Below are 26,491 nucleotides of genomic sequence, written 5' to 3' on the forward strand. Positions count from 1 at the left end.
CTCCGCGCCGCACCGCTTTTCTTAGGGGCCCCACGAATGCGGGTTCACCCCATCGGACGCCACCGAAGCAACTCGCGAAAGCGCGCTCTCAAGCCAACGGCGCAGCGTGATACACCAACCGCACCACCCCATCCCCACACAGCTCAGCGGCGGCGTTAACCCCAAAGACCTCACGCAAGGTCCCCGGGGTAAGAACATCCAAAACCGGCCCTGCGGCAGTGACAACCCCCTGATGCAGCACCACGAGACGATCACAGTACCGAGCAGCGATATCCAGATCATGCAGCACGGCCAACACCGTGATCCCCGTCCCCCGGACCAGATCCATCAACTCGAACCGAGCCCGGATATCCAGATGATTGGTCGGCTCATCCAACACCAACACCCGAGGCCGCTGAGCCAACGCGCAAGCCAACAGAACCCGCTGCCGCTCACCCCCCGACAGCGACCCGAACGCCCGGTCCGCCATGTCCGCCACCCCGGCCTGCTTCAACGCGTCCCGCACCGCCGACCGATCCTCACCGGATGAGAACAGCCCGTGGTGCGCGGTCCGCCCCAACGCCACCACCTCGGCCACCGTCACCCCGCCCGGCGTGTTCCGGCTCTGCAGGACAGCGGCCGTCCGACGGGCGGCGGCGCGCGGCGAGAGCGACCACACGTCCTCACCGCCCACCCGCACGACACCGGAGTCCGGCCGCAAGGCGCGGTAGACAGTGCGCAGCAATGTGGTCTTGCCGCTGCCGTTCGGGCCGACCAGGCCGACGAAGTCGCCGGGCTCGGCCGTCAGGGTGACGTCGCGCAGGATCGGCGTGCCGCCGAGGCTGACGCGGACAGCGCCGATGTCGAGGTTCACGACTCGGTCCGGTCGCGGCGCATCAGCCAGATGAGGAACGGGGCGCCGAAGGCGGCGGTGAAGATGCCGATGGGCAGCTCGTTCGGGGCGTCGACCGTGCGGGAGAGCAGGTCGACCAGGACGAGGTACGCCGCGCCGAGCAGCGCCGAGAGCGGCAGGACGCGGCGGTGGTCGACGCCGAAGGCCAGGCGCGTCACGTGCGGGACCATCAGGCCGACGAAGCTGATGCCGCCCGCCACCGCGCACACCGTGCCGGTCAGCAGCGCGGCGAGGACGAGCAGCAGCAGCCGCGTCCGGCGCACGTCGACGCCGAGGGCGGTGGCGGTCTCGTCGCCGGTCACCAGCGCGTTGACGCGGCGTCCGGCGAGCAGCACGGCGGCGGTGGCCGCGATGACCACGGCGGTGACGAGGCCGAGCTGGTCCCACCGCGCGCCCGCGACGCTGCCCATCAGCCAGAACATCACCTGGCGCAGGTCGCCGGGGTTGGCCTGGAGCTGCAGGTAGCTCGTCGCCGCGAGGAACACGTACCCGACCGCGACCCCGGAGAGCACCAGCCGCGCGGGCGCGGCCCGGCCGAGCGCGAACACCGCCGCGCCCGCGAGCATCGCCCCGGCGAACGCCGCCGATGACGCGCTCAGCCCGCCCACCACCCCCGCGCCGACGGTGATCACCAGCACCGCGCCCACGGACGCGCCGGGCACCAGCCCCAGCACGTACGGCTCGGCCAGCGGGTTGAGGATCAGGGCCTGCAGCAGGACGCCCGCCACCGCCAGTCCCGCCCCGCACAGCGCGGCGAGCAGCACCCTCGGCACCCGGAAGTCCCACACGATCTGCTCGGACACCGGGTCCGCGGTGGCCGTCCCGCCCAGCACGTGCGAGCCGATGACCCGCCACACCTCGCCCAGCGGCACCGACACCGAGCCGACCCCGATCGCGATCAGCATCACGGCGACCAGCCCCGCGCCCGTCACGGCAAGACATGCGGGCAACGGCACGAAGTGCAGCGGCGCGGTCTGCGCGCGGTGGCGGGTCACTGCCGGAACACGTCCGGGTGGACCAGCCCGGCGATCCGTTCGACCGCGAGGTGGTTGTCGGGGCCGAAGTAGAGCGAGTCCGACAGGACCAGGAAGCGGTTGTCCACGGCCGCCCGCCACTGCGGGAACCGCTGGAACAGCGCGCGGACCGTCGCCTCGGGGTCCGGGTTCAGGTAGTCGACGACGATGAGCGCGTCCACCTCGGCCGCGGCGGCCTGTTCGGCGCTGATGCTGGCGAAGGTGGCCCGCGTGGCGTCGGCGAAGGCGTTCACCGCGCCCGCCTTGGCCAGGATGTCGTTCCAGACCCCGTTGCCCGCCACCGAGTCGAGGTCGGCAGCGCCCATGCCGGGGAAGACGATCATGACCTGCCCGACCGGCCGGTCCCGCACCTTCGCCGCGGTGGCGGCGATCCTGGCCGTCGAGTCGGCGATGATCTCCTCGGCGCGCCCCGGCACGTCGAAGACCGCGCCGAGGTCGCGGATCATGGCGTGGCTGTCCTCGATGGTCGGCGCGCGGTCGTCGGCGCAGGCGGCGGGCGGGACGTAGGTGTTGGCCCCCGCGGCGCGCAGGTCCGCGCGGGTGGCGAAGCCGGACTCGGCGGCGAAACCGCCGGTGTGGGTGGAGATCACGAGGTCCGGCCGCAGGCCGAGCATCGCCTCGCGGGGGATGTCCTGCAGGTTGTTGAGCGCGACCCCGCCGGTGGGCAGTGCCGCGATGGCCTCGACGCGACCGGGCGTCTCCGACGCGCCGTAGGACTGCGCGTTGGCGATGACGCGGTCGCCGAGGCCGAGCGCGAGCAGCGTGGACACCTCGGCGACCGACCCGCCGTTCATCACCACGACGCGGCCGGGGGCCTTGGTGAAGGTGTAGGTGTCGCCGCAGTTGTCGAGCCGCAGGGGGTAGGCGGTCCGGCCCTCGCCGACGTGGTCCGGTGCGGTCTGCGGGCCGGGCGCGGCCGTTCCGCACGCCGTCGCGGCGGCCAGGGCGAGTGCGGCCAGGGCGACGCCCCGAGCGGACATGGCGGCTCCATCCGAGTAGGTGTGCTGCTGTCCTGGCAGTCGCGTCGGAGGGCCGCCCGGTTCCCGGTGGTGATGATCTTCTCAGGCGAGCCTGCGGCAGAGCACGCCGGTGAGGGCCGCGCCCGCGGTCAGCGCGAGCGCGACGGCGGCGAACGCGACGTGGTGGCGGGCCGGGTCGATCGCCGGGTCGCCGGGGATGCCGCCCAGCACCACGCGGTACGCGATGCCGACCAGGGAGAAGCCCGCGGCCAGACCGAACTGGACGACCGTGGCGGCGATCCCGGTGGCCGCGCCCGCGTGGTCGGGCTCGACGCGGTTGAGGACGACGGCGACGAGCGGCGAGACGACGAGCCCCTGCCCGACGCCGACCGCGCCGATGAGCACCGCGAGCAGCGTCTGCTCGGCAGCGGCCCCGGTGAAGGCCACGGCGGCCATCGCGAGCAGGCAGCAGGCGATGAGGGCGGCGCCGATGACGGGGACGCGGGCCCCGTTGAGCCTGCCGGTGATCGCCGAACCGGCGGCGAACCCGACGCCGAGCGGGGTGAACATCAGCCCGGCGGTGAGCGAGTCCAGGCCGAGTCCGGTCTGCAGGTGGTAGGTGAACACCAGGTACAGCCCGGCGTTGCCCGCGAAGAAGACGGCGAGGACGACCATGCCGAGCCTGAACCGGCGGTTTGCGAGGACGTGCGGGGGATACAGCCCGTCCCCACCCCGGTCGGCGAGCCGCCGCTGCTGCCGGGCGAGCGCGGCGACGAGCAGCAGCCCGGCGAGCGCGCTGAGCCACACCCACCCGTGCCAGCCCGCGCGGGGGCCGAACATCAGCGGCACGAGCAGGGCGGGGATGGCCAGCGCCGTCAGCGCCGCCCCCGCGATGTCGAACCCGACGGCGGCGTCCGACCGACTCTCCCGGATGGCCCACCGCCCCACCACGACTATCGCCACACCGATCGGGACGTTGATGAGGAAGACCGACCGCCACCCCATCCCACCCACATCAAGCCCGACCAGAACCCCGCCCCCCGCGATCCCGGCGATGACCCCGAGCCCGAGCGCCACCCCATAGGCCCCGAACGCCCGCCCCCGCTCGCGTGCGTCGTGGAAGGTCGCCTGGATGATCGCCAGTTCCTGCGGGATCAAGGCCGCCGCACAGGCTCCCTGCAGGAACCGACAGAGGATCAGCACCTCGGCGCTGGTGGCGAGCCCGCAGCAGAGCGAGGCGACCGTGAACGCGCCCACCCCTGCCAAGAACACCCGCCTACGCCCGAACCGGTCCCCCAACCGGCCGCCGGTCACCAACCCCGCCGCACACGCGAACACATAGGCCGCGCCGACCAGCTGGATCTGATCGAACCCGGCGGGCAGCTCCCGCTGGATGGTGGGACTGGCGACGTTGACGATGAAGCCGTCGACCTGCCCCATGAAGGTGGCGGCCAACACCACCCCCAACCCCACCCAGTCCCGACGGGCGGCTGCGCGGGGAGGGGAGTCAAGGCTCATCGGGCAGCCGTCCGGGGTGTGGGGTGATCGGCTGTGTGTCATCCGGCCACTTTCTGCGGTCTGGTTGGGGGCGCGGCCCTTGTCGGCTGTGGGGTGAGGAGCGGAGGTTCATCCGACAACCCTTCATGCGGTTGAGACACCCGTCCCCTCACTCATTCGGTAGGCGTTGGGGCGGGAGGAAGCCGACATCGAGTAGGTGGTCCAGGTAGCGGTGGAGGGTTTCGGCGTCGATCAACGGTGATGGGACGGTGGAAGTCGACAGGGCTGTGGTCGTCTCGGCGTGGTCGTAGGCGGGGGAAGCGGTGTCTGGGTCGCCGAGGTGGGCGGTTACCAGGCTGAGGCGGTAGTCACCGATTTCGGCGGCCTTGTCGGCTTGGGCGGTGAGGCGGCGGGTCCATTCGGCGGGGGAGAGGTCCGTCAGGGGGTAGCCGCGTCGGCGGAGGACGTCGATCACCAAGGCGACCGGGACCGGACTGGGGCTGGTCAGGTGGTACGTCCTCCCCGCCGACTCCGGTGCGACGGACAGGTGGACGATCGCCGCGGCGACGTGATCCGCGGGAACCAGGTCCGCTGTCTGCGGCCCCACCCCAGGAGCAGCGCCGACGATCACCATCGCGCGCACCAGATTCCAGAAGGCGTCGTCCGTGTTGCCGACCCCCGTGATGGAGTGACCCGCCACGCGACTCGGGCGGTACACCGTCACCGGGACGCCCCGCGCGCCCGCCGCGGTCACCAGGCGCTCCGACACCCACTTGCTGGCCACATAACCGTTGGACAGGTCCGAGAAGTCGCAAGTGGACACGAAGTGCACCGGCTTCACTCTCGTCGTCGTGGCCAGCCGCAGGATCTCCCGCGTGCCGGACACGTTCGCCGGACGCAGGCGCGCGTACGGCTCCAGGTGATTCACCCGAGCGCCGTTGTGATACACGGCGTCGATGTCCTCCGCCAGTTCCGCGAAGCGCTTGCGGCCGAGGCCCAGGTCGGGTTGGGCGAGGTCGCCCGCCAGGGCTACCACCGTGCGGTCGGCCAGGCTCGGGTCGCGGAGTCGGTACCGGTGCAGGGTCTGCCGCAACCGCTCCGCCGCCGCGTTGTCGTCCTCGGCGCGCACCAGGCACACGACCTCGACTCCCGTGTGGTCGAGCAGCGCCCGCAGGAGGAACGCGCCGAGGAAGCCGGTCGCACCCGTGAGCAGGACCCGCCTGGGCTCGCGGGCGGGCAGGCAGCCGTCGGCCGTGATCGCCGGGTCCAGGTCCGCCTCCCGATCCAGGTCGGACAGGCTCAACGCGGCGGTCTCCGGCGGGCCCGTGTCGAGATGACGCGCCAGCTCGGCCACCGTGGGGGCGTCGAACACCGCCCGGATCCCCAGCCGCACACCGAACGCCGCCCTGATCCGGGTCAGCAGGCGGGCGACGAGCAGGGAGTGGCCGCCGAGGGTGAAGAAGTCGTCATCGATGCCCACCTCCGGCACACCGAGGAGTTCGGCGAACAGCGCGCACAGCTCGCGCTCCGCCTGCGTGCGCGGCGGACGGCTGATTGCGCGCGCCGCGGGCTCGGGTGACGGGAGGGCGGCGCGGTCGAGCTTCCCGTTGGGGTTGACCGGAAGGTGGTCCATCATCACGAACGCGCCGGGCACCAGATAGTCCGGCAGCCGCTCCACCAAGTACCGGCGCAACGCCGCGGGCTCCACCTCGCCGTCCGGGACGACGTACGCCACCAGCCGGTCACCCCGCCCCGCGACCGCCGCCCGCGCGACGCCGGGATGCCCGCCCAGGACGCCTTCCACCTCGCCGGGCTCGATCCGGAAGCCGCGCACCTTGAGCTGGTCGTCCGCCCGCCCCAGGAACTCGACGACGCCGTCACGCCGCCATCGCGCGAGGTCGCCGGTCCGGTACATCCGCGCGCCCGGCGGCCCGAACGGGTCGGCCCGGAACCGCTGCGCCGTCAGCTCCGCCTTGCCGTGGTATCCCCGTCCCACCGGCGTCCCCGCCAGGTAGAGTTCGCCGACCACCCCGGGCGGGACCAGCCGTCCGGCGGCATCCAGCACATACGCCCGGCAGTTGGCGATCGGCCTGCCGATGACCGGCGAGTCGCTCTCCGAGAGCCTGCACCACAGAGCGTCCACAGTGCACTCCGTTGGGCCATAGAGGTTGTAGACAGACAACCCCGGCACCGCCCGCAGCGCCTTCCACAGCGCCTCGCCCACGGCCTCGCCACCCAGGGCGATCACCGCGGGCCGCCGCGTCCCCTCGGCCAGCAGGCCCTCGGCGACGAGTTCCTCGGCGTAGGTCGGCGTGACGTCCAGGAAGTCGATGCCCTCGTCCGCGACATACCGCAGCAGGTCCTCGGGAGCGCGCCGCACGTCGTCGCCGATGAAGTGCAGTTCGTGGCCAGCCAACAGCCAGATCAGGCCCTCCCACGAGGTGTCGAACGACAGCGACGCCGTCAGCGCCGCCCGGAAGCGCCGCCCGCCCGCGGCGACGACCTCGGGCTCGATGAGGTGGGTCCGGTGCTGGTGGAACAGGTTGACCATCGCGTCGTGGGTGAGCACAGTCCCCTTCGGCGCACCGGTCGATCCGGAGGTGTAGATCAGGGCCAGCGCGTTGTCGGGGGTGGGCCGTTCGGCGTCGGTCAGGTCGTGATCCGGCAGTAGGTCGATCTCCGGGTCACCGGGGGCGACGGTGCCGGGCAGACCCGTGCCGATGGTGATCACCGGGCGGGCGTCGGCGAGCAGGAAGTCCACCCGCGCCCGGGGATAGTCCGGGTCGACCGGCAGGTAGGCCGCGCCCGCCTTGAGGACGGCGAACAGCGCGACGATCGCATCGATGGTGCGCGGCAGGGCGATGGCGACGACCCGTTCCGGCCCCGCACCGCGCGCGAGCAGGTAGCGGGCCAGGCGGTTGGCCCGCGCGTTGAGCTCGGCGTAGGTCACCCTGCCGTCCTCGGCCACCAGCGCCGTCCGGTCGGGGGTTCGCGCGACCTGCGCTTCCAGCAGCTCGGGCACCGTCGCGGGTGGATAGACCACGGTGGTGTCGTTCCAGCTGCCGAGCAGCCGGTCGCGCTCCTCGGGCAGCGGCAGGTCGGCCGCCGCGATCGGCCGTTCGGGATGCGCGACCAGCTCCGCGAGGAAAGCGCGGAACCGCCGGAGGTGGTCGGCCAGTTCGTCCGGGCGGTAGCAGGAGGGGTTGGCGTCGAAGGTGAGCGTCAAGCCCGACCCGTCGGCCCGGTCGTAGACGTTGACCACCATGTCCTCGACGAGACCGGCCGACACGTTGCGCACTACCCCGGGCGAGTCGCCGAAGCGCAGGCCGTAGTCGAACGGCATGATGTTCATCGACGGGCCGAACAGCTTGCGGTCGCTGGCGACCAGCCTGAGATCGCGGCGCAGGCGCTCGTAGCGGTACCGGTGGTGCGCCCTCCCGCCGCGGATCTCGGCGGCGACCAGCGCGGTCAGCCCCACCAGGCTCACGTCCCCGCCGACCGGCACCCACACCGGGACGACGTTGAGCACCATGCACGGCACCCGCAGCGACACCGAGCCCATCCGGGACATCACCGGCAGCGCCAGGTTCACCTGGTCCGCGCCCGTCATCCGGTGCACGTAGCCCGCGAACGCGGCGGTGACCACGTCTGGCCAGAACGCCTTCGCGGCGGGCGCGACCGTGTTGAGCGCGTCCACCGTCGCCTGGTCGAGATGGTCCTCCCAGCGCAGCACGTGGTGCGGCAGCGGCCCGGACCGCCCGGCGAGGGTGACCGGCTCCGGCCGGTCCGCGGTATAGGCGAGCCAGTGGTCGCGGTCCTGCGCGCACCGGTCGGACGCCTGGTAGGCGACGTCCTCCTCGACCACGGCCGACAGCGGCCCGAACGGGCACGGCGGCGGCTCACGGCCCTCGACACGCGCGGTGTAGACCTCGGCCACCCGCCGGGCGACCAGGCCGAGGCCGTACCCGTCCAGCGCGATGTGGTGCACCCGGTGGTACCACAGGACCCGCTCGGGCCCGATGCGGAACACCGCGTGCCCGAACACCGGGTCGGCGGTGAAGTCCACCGGACGGGCGAGGTCGGCGGCCATCCACGCGCGCGCGGTGGCCAGCGGGTCGTCGCACCCGGACAGGTCGGCCACGTGCACCGACCACCCGTGGGCCTCGTCGCGGTACTGGGCCGGGCCGTCCTCGTCCTCGGTGAACCAGACGTTCAGCGCGTCGGTCTCCGCGACCGTGCGCCGGATCGCCGAGACGAGCGCGTCGATGTCCGCGGGGCCGCGGATCTCCACGTACTCGGCGGTGTTGAACGCCGGGCTGTCCGGCTCGAGGAGCTGCCCGGTCCAGATCCCGTGCTGGGCGGCCAGGAGCGGCAGGCGCTCAGCCACGGTCGTCCCCGGGCAGCCGCGCCGACAGCAGCAGCCACCACGCCGCGACGGTCGGCCGCTCGGCCAGCTCCAGGAAGCTGACCTGCGCCCCGTTCTGCCGCCAGCGCTCCACCAGGCTCAGGATCCGCACCGAGTCCAGCCCCTCGGCCAGCAGGTCGGCGCCGTCGTCGACGGCGGACGGCTCCTGGTACAGCAGTTCGGCCACAGCGGCCCGGACCCCATCCAACGTCAGCGGCTCGCACACGTGGGTCTCCTCCCTAGTTGACTCGGCGGTCGCGGTCGCGCCAGAACCGGTCCCGCAGCGCGCGGCGCAGGATCTTGCCGCTGGGGTTGCGGGGCACCGCGTCGATGAACTCGAACCGCGCCGGGATCTTGAAGGACGCCAGGTGGTCCTTGAGGAACAGCACGAGGTCGCGCGGCCCGGCCGTGTGGTGCGGGCGCAGGGCGACGAAGGCGCACACGGCCTCGCCGAAGCGGTCGTCCGGCACGCCGATCACCGCCGCCTCGGCCACCGAGGGGTGTTTGGCCAGCGCGTTCTCGATCTCGGCGGGGAAGATCTTTTCCCCGGCGACGATGACCATGTCCTTGATGCGGTCGCTGATGAAGAGGTAGCCGTCCTCGTCGACATGGCCCGCGTCGCCGGTGTGGACCCATCCGTCGACCAGGGTGGCCGCGGTCGCCGCCGGATTGGCCCAGTACTCGAGCATCCGCGCGGGCGTGTGCAGGCACACCTCGCCGACGGTCCCGGCGGGCACCTCCGCCCCGTCGGCGTCGATGATCTTCACCCGCACGCCCGGGTAGGGCCTGCCCGCCGCGCGGAGCCGGGGACCGCCCGGCACGTGGTCGGCGGGCGGCAGGCAGATCGCGGTGTTGCCGGTCTCGGTCAGCCCGTAGATCTGCGCGAAGTCCGCCCCGCACACCGCGATCGCCTCGCGCAGCAGCGTCTCCGCGATTGGCGACCCGCCGTAAACGATCTTGCGGACCGTGCGGAAGTCCGCCTCGCCGACGCCGGGCTCGGCCAGCAGCAGCCGCAGCATCGACGGCACCACGCACAGGGTCGTGATCCCGACCTCGCGGATCAGCCGCAGTGCGGCCGTGCTGTCGAACCGCGGCATGGCCACATTCGTGACGCCCGCGGCGAAGCCCTGCATGGCCCACCAGACGCCGCCGACGTGGAAGCCGGGGATGCCGATGAGGCTGCGGTCGCCCGGCCGCCAGTCGATCCAGTCCAGCCCGGCGCCCGCCAGCGCGTCCCGGATCGCGAAGAAGCTGCGGTGGGCCAGCACGACGCCCTTCGGCAGGCCGGTGGTGCCGCTGGTGTAGAGCTGCACGATCGGGTCGTCCTCGGTCGCCGCGAGCGCGGGCGGCTCGTCCGGGCACGCGGCCTTCCACACCGCGTACTCCGAGTCCAGCTCGACGACAGCGCGCAGCCGGGGGAGGTCCGCGCTGATCTTCTCGGCCAGCTCGGCCTGCCCCCGGTCGGCGAACAGCAGCTCGGTGCCCGAGTCGCGCAGGATGTGGTCGACCTCGCCCGCGGTGAGCCGCCAGTTGACCGGCACCAGCACCATGGCGCTCTTCGCGGCGCCGAAGAGGATCTCGTAGTAGTGCTCGGACTCCATGCCCAGGTAGGCCACCCGCGCGCCGGGCCGCAGCCCGGCCGCGCCGAGGGCGGCGGCCACCCGGGTGCTCTCCCGGTGCAGCGCGGCATAGGTCAGCGACCGGCCGGAGCAGGTGATCGCGGTGGTGTCGGGCTGACGCGCGGCGTGGAAGCCCACCACGTCGGCGACGGTCCGCAGGTTCGGGAAGTACGGCATCGGGAGCGTCCTCCGGCTCAGGTCGCGGCGACGATGGCGACGGTGACCTCGCCGTCGGACCGGCCGCGGTGGTCGTCCCAGAAGCGGAACCCCGTCTCCAGCGCGATCAGCGGCGGGCTCTCGGCGGTCAGCCTGCGGCTGCTGTGGCCGGTGAGCGCGAACTCGCCGTGGAACCGACGCGGGTCCACCGGCCAGCGGAACCGGCTGACCATCCGGGTGATCAGGATGTCCGGGAGCTGACGGCGCCAGTAGTCGTCCATGGTCCACGTGCCGAGGGCCGCGGGGACCAGGTCTTCCCGGACCGCGAGCGCGATCGCGTAGTAGAGCATCTGGTTGTAGGCGATGTTCACCTCGACCGCGTTGAGGTGGCCGGTGTCGTCGATGTAGCACGACTCGTCGACGGCCAGCTCGGCCGTCCCCAGCAGATGTCCGTCCACAGCGGACACGCTCATGGCGCGCAGGTACCGGCAGTTCGGCTTGTAGCAGCGCAGCACCCGCGCCAGCAGGTCGGTGTCGGTCGGGTGGCGGACCGGCGTCGCGGTGCTCATGCCGCCCGGTCCGGTTCGTCGTACACGGTGACCCGGTAGGACACGGCGGGCTCGGCGCTGGCGGTGTGCAGCGCCCGGTGCACCAGGCTCCGGTTGTCCCACACCAGCAGGTCGCCCTTCTCGAAGGTCTGCAGGTGGATGTTGTCGTGCTCGAAGCTGCTGTCCAGTTGCCCGGTGTGTTCCAACAGCGCGCGCAGCAGATCGGGCTGCTCGCGCCCGTCGCGGTCGGTGACGGACAACGTGAAGCCCTCGCTGATGTAGAGCACGGTCTCGTCGGTGTGCCGGTGCTTGTGCGCGGTGGGGAACGACACCGGCGGGGTGCGCTGGTCGACCTCGTCGAGCACCTCCGAGATCGGCCGGTACACGTCGTCGGGGCGGATCTTGAAGTACCGCCGCACGCTGTGCGTCGCCACGGTGTCCGCGACCGCGGCCTTGAGGTCCGCGCTCAGCGACTCGTAGGCGGCGCAGAGGTCGATGAAGTACGTGCCCCGGTTCCGCGAAGGCACCACCTGCGGGTAGATCAGCGTGATGTCGAAGGGGCGCGGCATGAACTGGTAGTCCGAGTGCCAGAACTTGCCGGTCTTCGGCACGCCGATCCGCCTGCCGTCCTGCTCGACATTCGACGAGACGAATACCCGGTCGCTCTCGGGGTGGTGGTAGATCGGCTCGTAATAGGCCTCGGGCGTGCCGAGCCTGCCGCCCAGTTCCAGGAATGCCTTCACGTCGAGGTCCTGGTCCTTGAGCACGGCGATCTTGTGGGTGTAGACCGCGTGTTTCACCGCGGCGATGTCCGCTTCCGGCGCGGTGGCGGCGTCGAAACCGGTGACGACGACGCCGAATTTCCCGTCGGTCTGCTCGCTGATGTTCACTTCCTGGCCTCCTGGTCGGCCGACGCCACGAAATCCACCATCCGGTCGACGGTCGTGATCGTGGGCAGCCGGTCGTCGGGGATCTCGATGCCGAACTCCTTCTCGACCAGGAGCAGCAGATCCATGGTGCTCATCGAGTCGACGCCGAGTTCGTCGAAGGTCGCCTCGGTGGACGGGTGCTCCGGCACGCCGTCGACCTGGCGGAGGAAACCGATGATCGTTTCCCGAATGCGGTCCGTGTCCAATTCCGTGCATCCTCCGAACTACAGTTCCGGCCAGGTCAGCGCGGCCGAGCCCCACGCGGCGCCGCCGCCGAACGCGGTGAGCAGGACCCGGCGCCCCGGCCGCAGCGCCCCGGCGGCGGCCGCGTCGGCCAGGGCCAGCGGGATCGAGGCCGCCGCGGTGTTGCCGACCCGCTCGATGTTGGTGAACACCCGCTCCGGCGCGATGCCGACCTCGGCGCCGACTGCAGCCAGGATCCGCTGGTTGGCCTGGTGCCCGACGAAGCAGTCCACGTCCGGCGGGCGCCATCCGACCCGGCCGAGGACCGCCCGCGCCGATGCGCTCATCCGGCGCACCGCGTGCCGGTACACGGCCTTGCCGTGCATCGCGAAGAAGTGGCCGCCGCTCACCGGCGCGCCCATGACCAGCGGATGCCGGGAGCCGCCCGCGCGGACCGCGATCAGCTCGGCGAGGTCGCCGTCGCTGCCGAGGTCGCAGGCCAGCACGGCACCGGGCTCCCCGGCCCCGCCCGCGCGCAGCACCACCGCGCCCGCGCCGTCGCCGAAGACGGCCGCGGTGGCGCGGTCCGCCGGGTCGAGGATCGTGGAGAAGGCGTCGGCGCCGATCACCAGCGCCGTGCGCGCCATGCCGGTGGCGATGAGCCCGGTGGCCGCGGCGAGCGCGTAGACGAACCCGGCGCACACGGCGTTCAGGTCGAAGGCCGCGGCCTCGTGGAGACCCAATTTCCTGGCCACCGTCGGCGCGCTCGCCGGACACGGATGATCCGGCGTGGACGTGGCCAATACGACCGCGTCCACGGCGTGGATTCCAGCGCTGCGCAATGCGGCGGCGCCCGCGCGGACGGCGATATCGGAGGTGGCTTCCCCGGCGCGCACGACATGCCGTTGGCGAATGCCGGTTCGGGAGCGGATCCACTCGTCGGAGGTGTCATACCGGCGCGCGAGGTCGGCGTTGGTCACGACCGAATCGGGAACACAGCCCCCGACCCCGCAGAAAACGGCAGCGGACACGGCCAATCCTCAATTCCTCAGGGTGCGGAAAAGGTGTGACGGCTTCCGACCTCGGGACCGGTCGGAAGCGGACTCATGCGCGGAGGCGCACGTATGGGGACGTCGTCGGTGTGGTTGTCCATGTCGAGGTTGTCGATCGTCGAACCGTTCCGGTTCCCGCCGATTATCGCCAGCTTGGCCCGTTCGCCGTCCCCACGCGGCATTCGACCACGTCAGCGCCTATTTCGCGGCCGCTATGCCATTAATGTATGACATTCGGTGAACGGGACTATCGGCCGCCGGGGATGTCCTCGGCGTCGCGCAGCAGGGCCATCAGGTGCTCGCGCGCCCGAGCCACCCGGGAGCGGATCGTGCCGACCGGGCACCGGCAGATCTCCGCGGCCTCCTCGTAGGTCAGGCCCATGGCCTGGGTCAGCACGAAGGCCGTGCGCCGCTCGGCGATCAGGGTGGCGAGCAGGTCGTCGAGCGCGACGCCGTCGTCGAACCCCGGCAGGCCGAGCGGCTGGGTCCGGTCGGCCGCGGCCTGCCAGTCGTCGAGATCGGCGGTGCGGGGCCGGGTCCGGGTCGCCCGGTAATGGTCGACGGCCACCCGTCGGGCGATCGACAGCAGCCAGGTGCGGGCGGAGGACTGGCCGGAGAAGCGCGGCAGGGCGCGCAGCGCGCGCAGGTATGTCTCCTGTGTCAGGTCGTCGGCGGCGGACGCTTCGACCAGATGAGCCACGAACCGCCACACATCCTGCTGCGTCGCGCGGACGAACCGGTCCCGCGCCACGGAATCGCCGTGGCGCGCGGCCAGGGCCCAGCACGTGATGTCGGCGTCGCGGGATTCCGCACCACCCATGGCTGCGCACGGTAGCGAACCGGGCATCGTAGGTGAAGGAGCCCGGACACGGGAACGGCCCGGCAGCGTCCTGCCGGGCCGAAGTCCGTGGTGCTTACGCGGCGGCGACCTTCGCGCCCAGCGCCGCCGAGCCAGCGGCGGTGAGCGAGGCCGGGACGAACTGGCCGAACCGGCCGGTGCCCGCGGCCACGAGGCCGTCGTGGATGAGCTCGTGCGCGCTGAACTGGTCGCAGCAGGGCATGCCGTCGATGTAGAGGTCCGGCTCGCGCCCGCAGCGCAGGGTGGCCCGGCCCGCGGCGATGGCGCGGAGCATCGCGCGGGCGCGGTGGCTCAGTTCGTGCGGTTCGGTGTCCATGTCGTCCCCCCGGTCGTGGAGATCTGGGTCTGTCTCGGTTGGATGCGTTACCCCTTCACCCGGTTGCATCGCGGTGAGACCCAGCACACGTTACCGGGTGTGACGATTCTTAGGGACGAATTAACGTAGATGCCCGCACGACCAGTTCGGTGGGGAGCAAAACCGAAGGTGGGAGGTGTGTCTCCCCCTCAAGTTGGGCCAGCAGCCGCCAGGTCGCGCTGCGGCCCAGCTCCTCCACGGACTGGCGCACCGTCGTCAGCGCGGGCGTCGTCGAGGTGGCCAGGATGGAGTCGTCGTGGCCCACCACGGCGACGTCCTCCGGCACGCGCCTGCCCTTGTCGGCCAGGGTCCGCAGGGCGCCGACGGCGATGATGTCGGCCGCGGCGAACACCCCGTCGATGTCCGGGTCGCGGTCGAGCAGCTCGGCCATCGCGGCGGCGCCGCCCTTGCCGGAGAAGTCGCTGTGCACGACCAGGTCCGGCTTCAGGCCCGCCTCGGTCATCCCGCGCCGCCAGCCGGTGAGCCGGTCGATGCCCACGGCCATGTCCTCGGGACCGGCGATGGTGGCGATCCGCCTGCGGCCGATCTCGACCAGGTGGCGGGCGGCCTGCAGGCTGCCGGACATGTTGTCGGAGTCCACGTAGGGCACCGCGGTGTCGCCCAGCGGCCTGCCCACGACCACCACCGGCAGCCCGGCGTCGGCCAGGCGCTTGGGCAGCGGGTCGTGCCCGTGCAGGCTGACGACCACCGCGCCGTCGACGTGCCCGCCGCACAGGTAGTTGGCCACCGAGTCGTCGACGTCGGTGCGGCCCATCATCAGCACGAGCTGCCGGTGACCCGCGGACATGCCCGCCGAGACGCCGCGCAGCACGCCCGCGAAGAACGGGTCGCCGAAGACGCGGTCGCCCTGCTCCGACACCACCAGCGCGATGGAGTTGGTGCGTCGGGTGACCAGGCTGCGCGCGGCCTGGTTGGGCACGTAGCGCAGCGCGGCGATCGCCTCGGTGACCGCCTCCTTGGCCCGTTTGCTCACCCCGGGCATGTCGTTGATCACCCGCGACACCGTGGAACGGGAGACCCCGGCGACCCGGGCCACCTCTTCCAGCGTCGGCGCCGCCCGCTCGTCCGACTCCGTCATGCTCAACTCAACTCCGATCGCGCGGACGGGTCCCTGGTACGTCCGCGCACGATCAGCTTAAGCCGACGGGGCCTGGCCGTGCGGCCGGTGTCACCGCTGGTCGCGCTCGCGTCGTCCGCTCAGCCCGAACAGGATGCGCTGCATGGTCTCGGCGTCGGCGCCGATCGGCTCGTCCGGCGGGTTGCCGCGCACGGTCTGCGACGACGGCCTGCGCTGGCGGCGGGGGAGCGGGACGGCCGATGCGGACATGCCCGACGGCAGCGCGATCGCCGCCCACAGCATCGTCCGGCCGCCGCCGATGTCGAGCACGCCCGCGCGGGCGCCCGCGGGGACGGGCGGCGCGGCGACCGTGTGCGGCGGCTCGATCTCGATGACCAGGTCGCCGCCGGAGAGCCGGGCGCGGGCGGTCATCATGCCGGGGTTGGCCGGGTCCGCTGCGGACACCACGGCCTTGGTCAGCGCGCGGACGGTCTCGGCGGCCAGGTCGCGCAGGTCGCGCAGGGACCATTCGGTCAGCGAGAACCGCACGAACATCTCCGCGCATCCCACGGCGCTGGGCAGAGCCACCAGATGGAGGTCGTCGACCTGTTCGGTCCGGTCGTGCATGGCATCTCCTTCCGGCGCCACCCGCGTCCGCCAGATGGTGCCACGTGGGCCCCCGCAGGCCACACCCTGGTCCAGGCCATCACAGGCTGTGGCGGATTCGGGCGAATCCGTCACCAACGGCAAAGCTGAGCGACCCACAGTTCTGAATCCTTCGAGGTGCGGCCGGGGGTACGCGGCATACGGGTGGTTCCGGGGATCAGTTCGACTACGCAACGCATCGGTTACCTGGTGGTAATCGCGTCACGCGGACGCCTGATCGGACGCGGGACAACGCCGGTTCGGCGGATTGGCCGGACGTGGCCGGACATGCGGGAATGAATGCCGACCGCCGTGAGCGGAATCGCGAGCCGCCGACTCGGTGAATTCCGTGTTAGGAAGGATGACGATGGATCTGCGGTACGAGGCGTTCTGCTTCGCCGATCCCCTGTTCTTCGACGAACAGCGGGTCGCCGCGGATTCCGACGCCGGTTTCGCCGCCCTGGCGCCGACGCCTGCCACGGGCTGGGCGAGCGCCGATATGGGCACGTGGCGGGTGCTGCGACCGGACGGAGCGCGCACCCCGGACCAGGGCTGGAAGATCCACGTCTCGGCCACGCTCGACAACGCCGAAAAGGTGCTCGCCATCGTGGCGGATCATTGCTTCGGTGCGCGTGTCGCGTTCAAGCATTTGCGTGGGCGGAGCATTCTGCTGGCCCGCAACGCCAAATACGCGCCGCGGTCGGCCAGTGGCAAGTTGGTGACGGTCTACCCGGCCGACGATAACCAACTGGCCGAACTTCTCGTTGGTTTGGCGCCCCGGCTGGCCGGATTCGCGGGTCCCTACATTCTCAGCGACCTCCGGTACGGCGACGGCCCGCTCTATGTCCGCTACGGCGGATTCGTCGAGCGCTGGGTGGAGTCCGACGGCGCGCGGGTCCTCGCCCTGCGCGGGCCGGACGGCGAGCTGGTCCCGGACGAGCGCACGCCGACCTTCCGGGTGCCGCCGTGGGTCGAGTTGCCTGCCTGTCTCGCCCCGCACCTCGCGGCGCGCCGGGCGGGCGACCCCGACCAGTTCCCGTACCGGGTGTCCTCGTCGCTGCACTTCTCCAACGGCGGCGGCGTCTACCGGGCGACCCGCAAGGCCGACGACCGCGCCGTCGTGGTGAAGGAAGCCCGGCCGCACGCGGGCCTGGACCGCGACGGCGTGGACGCGGTGGCCCGGCTGGAGCGCGAGTACGACATCCTGCGGCGCCTCGACGGGATCGCGGGCGTGCCCAGGGCGTATGAGCTGACCACGGTGTGGGAGCACAGCTTCCTGGCCATGGAGCCGATGGAGGGGCTCGCGCTCGGCCCGTGGCTGGCCCGCACCTACCCGCTGACCCGACACGATCCCGACGACGCCGCCGTCGCCGCGTTCACCGAGCGGGTGTGCGCGATCGTCGCCGCCGTCGAGCGGCTGCTGGACCAGGTGCACGGGCGCGGCGTGGTGTTCGGCGACCTGCACTCGCTGAACATCCTGGTCGACGAGGACGACACCGTCTCGCTGATCGACTACGAGATGGCGTTCCCCGCCGACAGCGGCGAGCGGCCCGCGCTGGGCGCGCCCGGCTTCCGCGCCCCGGCCGACCGGGCGGGCGTCGACATCGACCGCTACGCCTTGGCCGCGCTCAAGCTGTGGGTGTTTCTGCCCCTTAACGCGATGCTGGAGCTGGCGCCGGGAAAGCTGGGCGCGCTGCTGGACTTCATCGAGCGCCGCTTCCCCCTGCCCGACGGGTACGTCGAGTCGATCCGGGCCGTGCTCAAACCGGGGCCGTCGCTGACGACCACACTGGACGAGCAGACGCCGGACTGGGCGCGGGTGCGGGCGGACCTGGGCACGGCGATCCTGGCCAGCGCCACGCCCGAGCGCGAGGACCGGCTGTTCCCCGGCGACATCGAGCAGTTCCGGCTCGGCGGCACGGGCCTGTCCCACGGCGCGGCGGGGGTGCTGTACGCCCTGCACGCGACGGGGCAGGGGCGTCATCCCGAGCACGAGGAGTGGCTGCTCGAAGCGGTCCGGCGGACGCCGCCCACGCGGCCCGGCCTGCTCGACGGCGCGTACGGCATCGCGTTCGCGCTGGACACCCTCGGCCACCGGCAGGCGGCGCTCGACCTGATCGACGGCGCGGCCACGCTCGTGGAGCAGACCCGCGACCACGGCTACGGCGGCGGCCTGGCGGGCATCGGGCTCACCCGGCTGCACTTCGCCGCCGACCGCGAACACCTCAAGGCCGCCGTCGCCACCGGCGAACGCCTCGCCGACGCGCTGGCCGTCGCCGCGCCGCCGGACGAGGTGGGCCGCGCGGGCATCCTGTCCGGCTGGTCCGGTCCCGCGCTGCTGTTCACCCGCCTGTACGACGAGACCGCCGACCCGGCGTGGCTCGACCTCGCCGAACGCGCGGTGGCGCGCGACCTCGACGAATGCGTGCTCACCGACGACGGCGCGCTGCAGGTCCGCGACGGAGGTGCTCGCACGCTGCCTTACGTGGCGGTCGGCAGCGCCGGTGTGGCGCTGGTGATCGAGGAACTGGCGCGACGGCGGCCCGGCGCCGCCTGCCTGGAGCGCCAGGACGATCTGCTGCGCGGCTGCCACGGCGAGTTCGTGATCCACCCCGGGCTGCTGTACGGGCGGTGCGGACTGCTGTCCGCTTTGGCCGCGGCTCAGCGCCGCTCGCCGACGCCCGAGCGCGCGGCCGCGATCGAGACCCACCTGTCGGCCCTGGCGTGGCACGCGGTGCCGTACGGCGGCGGGATCGCCATGCCGGGCAACCAGCTGCTGCGACTGTCGATGGACGTGGCGACCGGGGGCGCGGGCGTGCTGCTCGCCCTGGCCGCCGTCCACGACGGACACGGCCGCGTCCTGCCGTTCCTCGGGAATGGCACCACAGACTCCGGCCCCATACCGGGCCGGCGGTAGGAAACGGAAAGGGAGTAGTCACCATGGACATGGTCCTCGAGCTGCAGAACCTGGACGCCCCCAACGAGCTGGCCTACGGCGACCCGAGCCACGGCGGCGGCGCGTCCAACCTCAGCCTGATCGCGTCCTGCGCGAACAGCACCATCAGCCTGCTGACCTGCCACTAGTCACAGGGTGAACGCGGGAGCGGCGCAGGACTGGTGCGCCGCTCCCGCTTCCCATTGTGTCGCCAGCGCCCCCAGCTTCCAATGACTGGAACACCCCGAGTCGCCGAGTGACACCCCCACATGACGACATCATCCAGATGATCAGACCATCCGAATGCTCACCCCACCCAGATGCGCCCACCATCCGAACGCCCTCCACGGCCGAGATGTCGGGATCATCCGGATGACGACACCATCTGGATGGCCAAACCATCTGAATGCCCGCACCATCCAGATGGTCAGATCATCCGGATGTTCGGACCATCTGGATGTTCCACTGGATGATCTGACCATCTGAATGATCCCGCCGTTCAGGTGGTCGGCGGTCTGGGATGGCCTTGCCATCTGGGCCTGGCGGTCGGTCGGATGTTCTGATCATCTGGATGATGTCCTCATATGTTCTCATCATCTGACTTGATGGAGGTTCGGGTGGCCGGTGGCGCCGGGGCTGGGGATCGGGTCCTGCTTGGTGTTGTGGAGCGGGGGGCGGCCGCGGTGCTGGTCGTGGTCGCACTCGGTGGGACGGTGGCGGCCTTGGTGTTGCCCGCAGCCCTGGCGGACGCGGTGAACGGTGGGGGTGTGGTGGCCGTCGCGGTGGCGGGGGTGGGGGTGTTGGTCGCGGAGGTGCTGGGGCTGCTGGTGTCCGCCCGCGTCACGGCGCGGACCGGGGCGCGGTTGCGGGGGGATGTGGCCGCGCACCTCATCCGGCTGGGGCCCGGGCGGTTCGCCGATGGGGATGCGATCGGCAGGTTGACCAGTGATTGCGCGGGCGCGGCGCAGGTGACGGCGCTTGCGGTGCAGCTCGTCTCCGGGGCGTTGGTGTCGGTCGGGGCTGTTGTGCTGCTGGCGGTCGTGGACTGGCGGGTGGCCGTCGTCTTCCTTGTCGCGCTGCCGTTGGCGCTGATGATCGCCCGGTCGCATCTGCGGATCACGGCCGCGGATGTCGCGGCGTACCAGTCGGTCACCGGTGAGTTGGGTGCCCGCCTGTTGGACGCGGTGCGCGGAATCCGCACGATCGCCGCCGCGGGCGTGGCCGACCAGGAGGCCGAGCGCGTGCTGCGACCACTTCCGTCGTTGTCCAAGGCAGGCGCCGCGATCTGGCGCGGTCAGGCCCGGATGGTCTGGCGCGGTGGCCTCCTCCGGCCCGCGGTGCAGGTCGCGGTGCTGGTCGCGGCCGGGTTCGGTCTGATGGCGGGCAGGCTCGCCATCGGCGACGTCCTCGCCGTCCTCGGATACGCGACGCTGGGGATGGGCGTCGTCGGACAGGTGTCGGCGCTGACCGGCCTGGCCCGCTCGCGCGCGTGCGCCGCGCGTATCGCCGAGGTGGTGGACACGCCACTGCCGCCCACCCCCGAACTGCCCCTGCCCGACGGACCGGGGACGGTCACGCTCAAGGACGTATCCCACGGCGAGCTGTCCTCAGTGGACCTGACCATCCCCGGTGGCACGTCGGTGGCCGTCGTCGGCCCGGGCGCCCGCGACCTCGCCGCCGTCCTCGCGGGCATCACCCCCGACGCGGGCACGGTCCTCCTCGACGGCGTCCCCATCGCCGACCTGCGCGATCGCCGGACAGCCGTGGGCGTCGCCTTCGCCCGCCCGGTCCTGCTCGGCGCGACCGTCACCGACGCCGTCGCCTACGGCGTCCCCCAGCCCACTGACGTCCGCGCCGCCTGCGAAGCCGCCCGCATCGCCCACCTCATCGACCGCCTGCCCTCCGGCTACGCCACCCCGATGGCCGACACCCCCCTCTCCGGCGGCGAGGCCCAACGCGTCGGCCTGGCCAGGGCCATCACCGCCCACCCCCGCCTCCTGGTTCTGGACGAGGCGACCGCGGCCCTGGACACGGTCACCGAGTCCGAAGTGGACGAGGCGATAGCCGCCCTCCTCCCGACCGCCACCCGCATCACGGTCACCACCCGCGCAGGCACGGCCAGCCGAGCCGACCTGGTCCTGTGGCTGGCGGACGGCAAGGCCCGCGCACTCGCCCCCCACGCCACCCTCTGGTCGAACCCGGAGTACCGAGAGGTCTTCACGTGATGACCACGACCAGACCGGGTATGTGGATAGATAGCGCACAAACCTCCCATTCCCGACCCCGCGGATCGGCGGTGACCCCCATGCCCAACCCCACCCCGAACCCCGCCGCCCGAACCACGCTCCCGCGACGACCCCGCGCGGTATGCGCTTGCGCCGGACCCACTAGGCCGACCACAGACCGCTGGCAGGCGCCGCGAATGGGGCCGAGTGCTGCCGGGGCAAACGTTTGCCCGGCTTACCGCCCGCGGATGGGGTGGAGGCCAGCTTCGGGGGTTTGTGTGGCGAGGGCCGGAGCCGTCCCATGGAGGGTTAGGCGGTCACGGAAGTGGAGGGCGGCGGCTACCTGGTCGGCGTCGGGGGCTTCGGCTAGATCGGCGAGCATCCAGGCGATTCGGATGCAGCGGTCGGCGCCTCGGGCGGACAGTTCGCGTGTGGAGAGGGCGCGGCCAAGCATGGCCACGGCCCCGGGTGGGATGGGGAGGGGGACGGTTTCCGGGGTTTGTGTGGTGAGCGCCGGGGCCGTCGCGCGGATGGGACGGAGGACGGCTTCGCAGGGTTGCGTGGTGAGGGTCGGGCGGATGTGGTGGGGCCCGGACTTGGGTGGTTGTGCGGTGACGGCGGAGGCCGTCGTGTGCATGGGGTGGGGGCCGGCTTTGCGAGGTTGTGAGCTGACGGCCGGGGCCGTCGGACGGAAGCGGCGGGGGGCGGCTTTCCAGGGTTGCGTGGTGAAGGCGGGGGCCGTCGGACGAAGGCGGCGGGAGACGGCTTTGCAGGGTTGCGTGGCGAGGGCCGGGGCCGTCGGACGGAAGCGGCGGGGGGCGGCTTTGCAGGGTTGTGTGGCGAGGGCGGGGGTCGTCGGACGAAGGCGGCGGGAGACGACATTGCAGGGTTGCGTGGTGAAGGTGGGGGCCGAACGAAAGCGATGGGGGACGGCTCTGCAAGGTTGCATAGCGGGGGCCGGGGCCATCGCGCGGGAGCGGTGGGGGATGGCTTTGCAGGGTTGCGTGGTGAAGACCGTGGCCATCGCGCGGGGGACGGCTTTGGGGGGTGTGCGGTGAAGGGCGGGGCCGCCGCCGAGTACTGGCGGGTACTAGGGGCGCAGTGGCGGGGCTGGCTGGTGCTCGTGGCCTGCTCCATCCTCGAAGGCCTCCCCGCCTTCCTCTCCGGCGCCCTCGTCCAGGCCGCCATCGATCGAGGGTTCGCGGTGGGCAGACCGCTCGAGGGCATCACCTGGCTGGGGGCGTTCGGCGGCGTGGCCGTCGTGGGGGCGTTGGGGGCGCGGTTGGTGTGGAGTCGGCTGGGGGCTGTGGTCGAGCCCGTGCGGGACGCGTTGGTGGGGGTTGTCGTTCGGGGGGTGCTGCGGGATCGGACAGGGCATCGGGTCGCGCCGGATGCGTCGGCGGTGGCGCGGATTTCCCAGCATGTCGAGATCGTGCGGGACGCCACGGCCGGGATGTTGGTGCAGGCTCGGGGGATGGTCGTCACGGCGGTGGCGGCGGTCCTGGGAGTCGCGGTTGTCGCGGGGGATGTGGTGTGGGCGGTGGCGCTGCCGGTGGCCGGGGCCGCGGGGGCGTTCGTGGTGTTGTTGCCTGCCTTGGCAAAGGGGCAGCGGGAGTTGACGCTGGCCGACGAGGCCACCGCCAAGGTCGCCGGGGAGGCACTGGCCGGGCTGCCGGACATCGCCGCCTGCGCTGCCTACGACACCGCCGAGTCGACCGTGAGAGAGGCCGCCCGCGCGCAAGCGAGGGCGGCTACCCGGCTGGCGAGTGCTTCCGCGCTGCGGGTCGCCGTCGTCGGTGTCGGGGCGTTCCTCCCGGTCGTCCTGGTGCTGGCCACCGCCCCGCCGACCATGAGCGGTGCGGCTCTGCTCGGCGTCCTCGTCTACCTCACCGGCTCGCTCTACCCCGCGCTCAACGGCCTCGCCGCCACCACCAGCACCGTGATCCTCCGCCTGATCGTCGCCCTGCGCAGGCTCGCCGAGGCCGCCTCGACCGACGACCACGAACCCGGCACCGAACGGCCCGACACCACGGAGATCACCGTCCGCGGGCTCACCCACCGCTGGGGCGAGCACGCCGAGCCCGTGCTCGCGGACTTCGACATCGACCTGCGCCCCGGCGACCACCTCTGCGTCGTCGGCCCGTCCGGCATCGGCAAGTCCACGCTGGCCGCGCTGCTCACCGGGCTCCTCCCCGTCCAGCACGGCACGGTCGAGATCGGCGGCGTCCCGGTCGAGCGGATAGACCCCGCCCTCATCGCGTTCACCCCGCAGGAGGCCTACGTCTTCGCGGGCACCGTCCGGGAGAACATCGCCCTCCTCAACCCCGACGCCCCCGACGAACGCCTGGCCCAGGCCGCGCGCGAGGTCGGCGCTGCCCACCTCGACCTCGACGCCGACGCCAGCGCGCTCGACCCCGCCGACCGCCAGCTGATCGCCCTCGCCCGCGTCCACGCCACGGACGCGCCGATCGTGGTCCTCGACGAGGCCACCTCGCACCTGACCGCCCGGCAGGAGGCCGCCGCGGAGCGGGCCATCGCCGACCGCGGCGGCATCCTCGTCGTCATCGCCCACCGCATGTCCTCCGCCGAGCGCGCCTCGCGGGTGCTCCTGCTCGACGGCAGGCACACGCTGCTCGGCGCGCACGCCGACCTGGCCCGGCGCTCGGAGCAGTACGCGGGCCTGGTCAACGCCTGGTCAGGCTGACGAGCGCAGGATCAGTTCGGTCGGCAGCAGGATCGACGGCGGCAGGTGGCGCTCCCCGGCCAGCTGGGCCAGCAGCCGCCACGTCGTCGTCCGCCCCAGCTCCTCGACCGGCTGGCGCACGGTCGTCAGCGGCGGTGACGCCATCGTCGCCAGCACCGAGTCGTCGAAGCCGACGATGGCGATGTCCTCCGGCACGCGCACGCCCCGGCTCTGCAGGAACTGCATGGCCCCCACCGCGATGATGTCGGCCGCGGCGAACACCGCGTCCACATCGGGGTGGCGCTCCAGCAGTTCCTCCATCGCCCGCGCGCCCGCGTCGATGGAGAACCGGCTGTGCACGACCGCGTCCGTGGGGCGCTTGGCGTCCCCGAGCGCGCGCCGCCAGCCGATCAGCCGGTCGATGCCCACCGCCATGTCGTCCGGGCCCGCGATCGTCCCGATCCGCGAGCGGCCGAGCGAGAGCAGGTGCCGGGCCGCGACCAGCCCGCCGGTCAGGTTGTCTGAGTCGACGTAGGGCACGGACCCGCCCGCGAGCGGCCGCCCCACCAGCACCACCGGCAGCCCGGCGTCGACCAGCCGCCGCGGCAGCAGGTCGTTGCCGTGCAGGCTGACGACGATCGCGCCGTCGACGTGCCCGCTGCACAGGTAGTTCTCCAGCGTGTCCCGATCCGCGTCGCCCTGGCTCATCAGCAGGACCAGCTGCTTGTGGCTCGTCCCGAGCCCGGCCGAGACGCCCCGCAGCACGCCCGCGAAGAACGGGTCGCCGAAGACCTGGTCGCCCTTCTCCGAGACCACCACCGCGATGGAGTCCGTCCGCCGAGTCACCAGGTTGCGCGCGGCCTGGTTGGGCACGTACCGCAGCGACGTGATCGCCTCGGCCACCGCCTCCCTGGCCCGCTTGCTCACCCCCGGCAGGTCGTTGATCACCCGCGACACCGTGGACCGGGACACCCCGGCGGCCCTGGCCACTTCCTCCAGGGTCACCGGGGCGCGGTCGATCGCCTCGCTCATCGCTCTGGGACCGCGTTGGCCCGGGCCAGGCGCGAATACCAGCGCGCGCTGCTCTTCGGCGTTCTGGTCTGGGTCGCGTAGTCGACGTGCACCAGGCCGAACCGGTGCGCGTAGCCATGCGCCCACTCGAAGTTGTCCAGGAAGGACCAGTAGAAGTACCCGCGCAGGTCCACGCCCGCCTCGATCGCCGCGTGCGCGGCGACGACGTGGTCGCGCAGGTACGCCAGGCGTTCGGCGTCGTCCACCGTGCCGTCGACCAGGGTGTCGTCGTAGGCGGCGCCGTTCTCGTTGACGTACCAGGCCATGCCCGGATACCTGCGGTCGGCCTCCACCAGGCACTCGGTGAGCCCGGCCGCGCGCACCTCCCACCCCGACGCCGTCACCGGCAGCCCGCGCGAGCGGAACGTCACCCGCTCGCTGCCCGGCCAGCCGGGGTCGAAGTCGCCGGTGTCGACAGCGGAGACGCACCAGTCGCGGTAGAAGTTCACCCCGACGAAGTCCACCGGGGCGCTGATCACCGCCAGGTCGCCGTCCTGGATGTGCTCGGCCATCCCGTACTCGGCGACGTCGGCCAGCACGTCCTCGGGGTACCGGCCGCGCAGCACCGGGTCGAGGAACAGCCGGTTCTGCAGCCCGTCGATCCGGCGGGCGGCGTCCTGGTCGGCAGCGGACTCCGGGTCGGCGGCGAACACCGGGTACAGGTTGACCGTGATGCCCGACGCCGCCGACGGCGCGTGCGCGCGCAGCGCCTGCATGCCCAGCCCGTGGGCGAGCAGCAGGTGGTGCGCCGCGGCGAGCGCGTCCCGGCCGCTGGTGCGGCCCGGCGCGTGCACGCCGGTGCCGTAGCCGAGGAACGCCGAGCACCACGGCTCGTTCAGCGTGCTCCACACCGGCACGCGGTCGCCGAGCCTGCGGGCGGCGGACTCGGCGTAGTCGGCGAAGCGGTGGGCGGTGCCGCGCGCCGTCCAGCCGCCCAGGTCCTCCAGCTTCTGCGGCAGGTCCCAGTGGTAGAGCGTGGCGACCGGGGTGATCCCCGCCGCCAGCAGCTCGTCCACCAGCCGGTCGTAGAAGTCGAGGCCCGCCGGGTTCTCCGGGCCGCCGTCGGGCCGCACGCGCGGCCAGGACAGCGAGAACCGGTAGGCGCCCAGCCCCAGCTCGCGCATCAGCGCGACGTCCTGCGGCATGCGCCGGTAGTGGTCGGCCGCTGGCTCACCGGTGTCCCCGCCCGCCACCCGGCCCGGCATGGCGCTGAAGGTGTCCCAGATGGACGGTGTGCGGCCGTCCGCCGCGGTGGAGCCCTCGACCTGGTAGGCGGCGGTGGCCGCGCCCCACAGGAATCCGGGTGGGAACCGCCGGGTCTCAGCGGTCGTGCCGCCCTCGTCGAACGCAGTCTGGACGGACAAGG

At 72.3% G+C, this 26,491-nt stretch carries 22 protein-coding genes; 4 read left to right on the forward strand and 18 right to left on the reverse strand.

Annotation, left to right across the window (positions count from 1 at the left end; translation table 11 throughout):
- Positions 1-88: 88 nt before the first annotated feature.
- From Actkin_RS09160 to Actkin_RS09230, 15 genes are all read right to left on the reverse strand, one after another.
- Positions 89-853: an ABC transporter ATP-binding protein gene (locus tag Actkin_RS09160; protein ID WP_258906693.1), complete on the reverse strand. Its 765-nt coding sequence runs from the start codon at positions 851-853 to the stop codon at positions 89-91.
- The gene (locus tag Actkin_RS09165) at positions 850-1,887 is read right to left on the reverse strand and encodes a FecCD family ABC transporter permease (protein ID WP_258906694.1); all 1,038 of its coding nucleotides are present in this window, start codon (positions 1,885-1,887) and stop codon (positions 850-852) included. The genes Actkin_RS09160 and Actkin_RS09165 overlap by 4 nt, the downstream gene beginning before the upstream one ends.
- Positions 1,884-2,906: an ABC transporter substrate-binding protein gene (locus tag Actkin_RS09170; protein WP_258906695.1), complete on the reverse strand. Its 1,023-nt coding sequence runs from the start codon at positions 2,904-2,906 to the stop codon at positions 1,884-1,886. Before Actkin_RS09170 ends, Actkin_RS09165 begins: the two co-directional genes overlap by 4 nt.
- Positions 2,907-2,987: 81 nt before the next feature.
- Entirely contained in the window at positions 2,988-4,343 is a 1,356-nt protein-coding gene (locus Actkin_RS09175; protein ID WP_258906696.1) for an MFS transporter, read from the reverse strand.
- A gap of 208 nt (positions 4,344-4,551) precedes the next feature.
- Positions 4,552-8,769 carry a non-ribosomal peptide synthetase gene (locus Actkin_RS09180; RefSeq protein WP_258906697.1) on the reverse strand — a complete coding sequence of 1,406 codons (4,218 nt, stop codon included), beginning with the start codon at positions 8,767-8,769 and terminating at the stop codon, positions 4,552-4,554.
- Positions 8,762-9,013 (reverse strand): phosphopantetheine-binding protein, encoded by a 252-nt coding sequence (locus Actkin_RS09185; protein WP_189213110.1) that lies wholly within the window; start codon positions 9,011-9,013, stop codon positions 8,762-8,764. Before Actkin_RS09185 ends, Actkin_RS09180 begins: the two co-directional genes overlap by 8 nt.
- A 13-nt stretch (positions 9,014-9,026) precedes the next feature.
- Positions 9,027-10,583, reverse strand: a complete 1,557-nt coding sequence (locus tag Actkin_RS09190; RefSeq protein ID WP_258906698.1) for a long-chain-fatty-acid--CoA ligase — start codon at positions 10,581-10,583, stop codon at positions 9,027-9,029.
- A gap of 17 nt (positions 10,584-10,600) precedes the next feature.
- A complete protein-coding gene (locus Actkin_RS09195; protein ID WP_258906699.1) occupies positions 10,601-11,131 on the reverse strand; it encodes an FcoT family thioesterase in 531 nt (176 codons plus the stop codon).
- On the reverse strand, positions 11,128-12,000 hold the full coding sequence (locus Actkin_RS09200) for a (3R)-3-[(carboxymethyl)amino]fatty acid oxygenase/decarboxylase (RefSeq protein ID WP_258906700.1): 873 nt from the start codon (positions 11,998-12,000) through the stop codon (positions 11,128-11,130). Before Actkin_RS09200 ends, Actkin_RS09195 begins: the two co-directional genes overlap by 4 nt.
- Positions 11,997-12,245: an acyl carrier protein gene (locus Actkin_RS09205; RefSeq protein WP_189213106.1), complete on the reverse strand. Its 249-nt coding sequence runs from the start codon at positions 12,243-12,245 to the stop codon at positions 11,997-11,999. Before Actkin_RS09205 ends, Actkin_RS09200 begins: the two co-directional genes overlap by 4 nt.
- An 18-nt stretch (positions 12,246-12,263) precedes the next feature.
- Positions 12,264-13,259, reverse strand: coding sequence for a beta-ketoacyl-ACP synthase III (locus Actkin_RS09210; RefSeq protein ID WP_258906701.1), 996 nt, complete (start codon positions 13,257-13,259; stop codon positions 12,264-12,266).
- Between the two features lie 262 nt (positions 13,260-13,521).
- A complete protein-coding gene (locus Actkin_RS09215) occupies positions 13,522-14,094 on the reverse strand; it encodes a sigma-70 family RNA polymerase sigma factor (RefSeq protein ID WP_229787407.1) in 573 nt (190 codons plus the stop codon).
- A gap of 94 nt (positions 14,095-14,188) precedes the next feature.
- Positions 14,189-14,449 carry a hypothetical protein gene (locus Actkin_RS09220; protein WP_189213103.1) on the reverse strand — a complete coding sequence of 87 codons (261 nt, stop codon included), beginning with the start codon at positions 14,447-14,449 and terminating at the stop codon, positions 14,189-14,191.
- 109 nt (positions 14,450-14,558) lie between these two features.
- Positions 14,559-15,587 (reverse strand): LacI family DNA-binding transcriptional regulator, encoded by a 1,029-nt coding sequence (locus tag Actkin_RS09225; RefSeq protein WP_189213102.1) that lies wholly within the window; start codon positions 15,585-15,587, stop codon positions 14,559-14,561.
- Positions 15,588-15,677: 90 nt separating this feature from the next.
- Entirely contained in the window at positions 15,678-16,193 is a 516-nt protein-coding gene (locus Actkin_RS09230; protein WP_258906704.1) for an ATP-binding protein, read from the reverse strand.
- A 385-nt stretch (positions 16,194-16,578) separates the two neighbouring features.
- On the opposite strand from Actkin_RS09230, the gene lanKC reads away from it, so the two are divergent.
- The 3 genes from lanKC (at position 16,579) to Actkin_RS09245 (ending at position 21,371) form a co-directional block, all read left to right on the forward strand.
- Positions 16,579-19,128 (forward strand): class III lanthionine synthetase LanKC, encoded by a 2,550-nt coding sequence (lanKC, locus tag Actkin_RS09235; protein ID WP_258906705.1) that lies wholly within the window; start codon positions 16,579-16,581, stop codon positions 19,126-19,128.
- Positions 19,129-19,151: 23 nt separating this feature from the next.
- Complete coding sequence (locus tag Actkin_RS09240; protein WP_189213099.1) at positions 19,152-19,295, forward strand: SapB/AmfS family lanthipeptide; 144 nt, start codon at positions 19,152-19,154, stop codon at positions 19,293-19,295.
- 456 nt (positions 19,296-19,751) lie between these two features.
- A complete protein-coding gene (locus Actkin_RS09245; protein WP_258906706.1) occupies positions 19,752-21,371 on the forward strand; it encodes an ABC transporter transmembrane domain-containing protein in 1,620 nt (539 codons plus the stop codon).
- Positions 21,372-21,606: 235 nt separating this feature from the next.
- Here the strand turns inward: Actkin_RS09245 and Actkin_RS32585 are convergent, their stop codons facing one another.
- A complete protein-coding gene (locus Actkin_RS32585; RefSeq protein ID WP_309569125.1) occupies positions 21,607-22,395 on the reverse strand; it encodes a magnesium chelatase subunit ChlI family protein in 789 nt (262 codons plus the stop codon).
- A 30-nt stretch (positions 22,396-22,425) separates the two neighbouring features.
- Here Actkin_RS32585 and Actkin_RS09255 point away from each other — a divergent pair, with 30 nt between their 5' ends.
- Entirely contained in the window at positions 22,426-24,075 is a 1,650-nt protein-coding gene (locus Actkin_RS09255) for an ATP-binding cassette domain-containing protein (RefSeq protein WP_258906708.1), read from the forward strand.
- Here Actkin_RS09255 and Actkin_RS09260 read toward each other — a convergent pair.
- Together Actkin_RS09260 and Actkin_RS09265 are read right to left on the reverse strand one after the other, a co-directional pair.
- Positions 24,067-25,086: a LacI family DNA-binding transcriptional regulator gene (locus Actkin_RS09260; RefSeq protein WP_189213095.1), complete on the reverse strand. Its 1,020-nt coding sequence runs from the start codon at positions 25,084-25,086 to the stop codon at positions 24,067-24,069. The two genes, Actkin_RS09255 and Actkin_RS09260, sit on opposite strands and share 9 nt — an antisense overlap.
- Complete coding sequence (locus Actkin_RS09265) at positions 25,083-26,489, reverse strand: GH1 family beta-glucosidase (RefSeq protein ID WP_258906709.1); 1,407 nt, start codon at positions 26,487-26,489, stop codon at positions 25,083-25,085. Before Actkin_RS09265 ends, Actkin_RS09260 begins: the two co-directional genes overlap by 4 nt.
- Between the last annotated feature and the right edge of the window lie 2 nt (positions 26,490-26,491).

This window comes from Actinokineospora sp. UTMC 2448, from assembly GCF_024760565.1.
Taxonomy (GTDB): Bacteria; Actinomycetota; Actinomycetes; order Mycobacteriales; family Pseudonocardiaceae; genus Actinokineospora; species Actinokineospora fastidiosa.

Coding starts and splice junctions, on each gene's coding strand:
- Actkin_RS09170 (WP_258906695.1), bottom strand. CDS start 2,906: ATGTCCGCTCGGGGCGTCGCCCTGGCCGCACTCGCCCTGGCCGCCGCG.
- Actkin_RS09190 (WP_258906698.1), bottom strand. CDS start 10,583: ATGCCGTACTTCCCGAACCTGCGGACCGTCGCCGACGTGGTGGGCTTC.
- Actkin_RS09195 (WP_258906699.1), bottom strand. CDS start 11,131: ATGAGCACCGCGACGCCGGTCCGCCACCCGACCGACACCGACCTGCTG.
- Actkin_RS09215 (WP_229787407.1), bottom strand. CDS start 14,094: ATGGGTGGTGCGGAATCCCGCGACGCCGACATCACGTGCTGGGCCCTG.
- Actkin_RS09220 (WP_189213103.1), bottom strand. CDS start 14,449: ATGGACACCGAACCGCACGAACTGAGCCACCGCGCCCGCGCGATGCTC.
- Actkin_RS09225 (WP_189213102.1), bottom strand. CDS start 15,587: ATGACGGAGTCGGACGAGCGGGCGGCGCCGACGCTGGAAGAGGTGGCC.
- Actkin_RS09230 (WP_258906704.1), bottom strand. CDS start 16,193: ATGCACGACCGGACCGAACAGGTCGACGACCTCCATCTGGTGGCTCTG.
- lanKC (WP_258906705.1), top strand. CDS start 16,579: ATGGATCTGCGGTACGAGGCGTTCTGCTTCGCCGATCCCCTGTTCTTC.
- Actkin_RS09240 (WP_189213099.1), top strand. CDS start 19,152: ATGGACATGGTCCTCGAGCTGCAGAACCTGGACGCCCCCAACGAGCTG.
- Actkin_RS09245 (WP_258906706.1), top strand. CDS start 19,752: ATGGAGGTTCGGGTGGCCGGTGGCGCCGGGGCTGGGGATCGGGTCCTG.
- Actkin_RS32585 (WP_309569125.1), bottom strand. CDS start 22,395: ATGGCCACGGTCTTCACCACGCAACCCTGCAAAGCCATCCCCCACCGC.
- Actkin_RS09260 (WP_189213095.1), bottom strand. CDS start 25,086: ATGAGCGAGGCGATCGACCGCGCCCCGGTGACCCTGGAGGAAGTGGCC.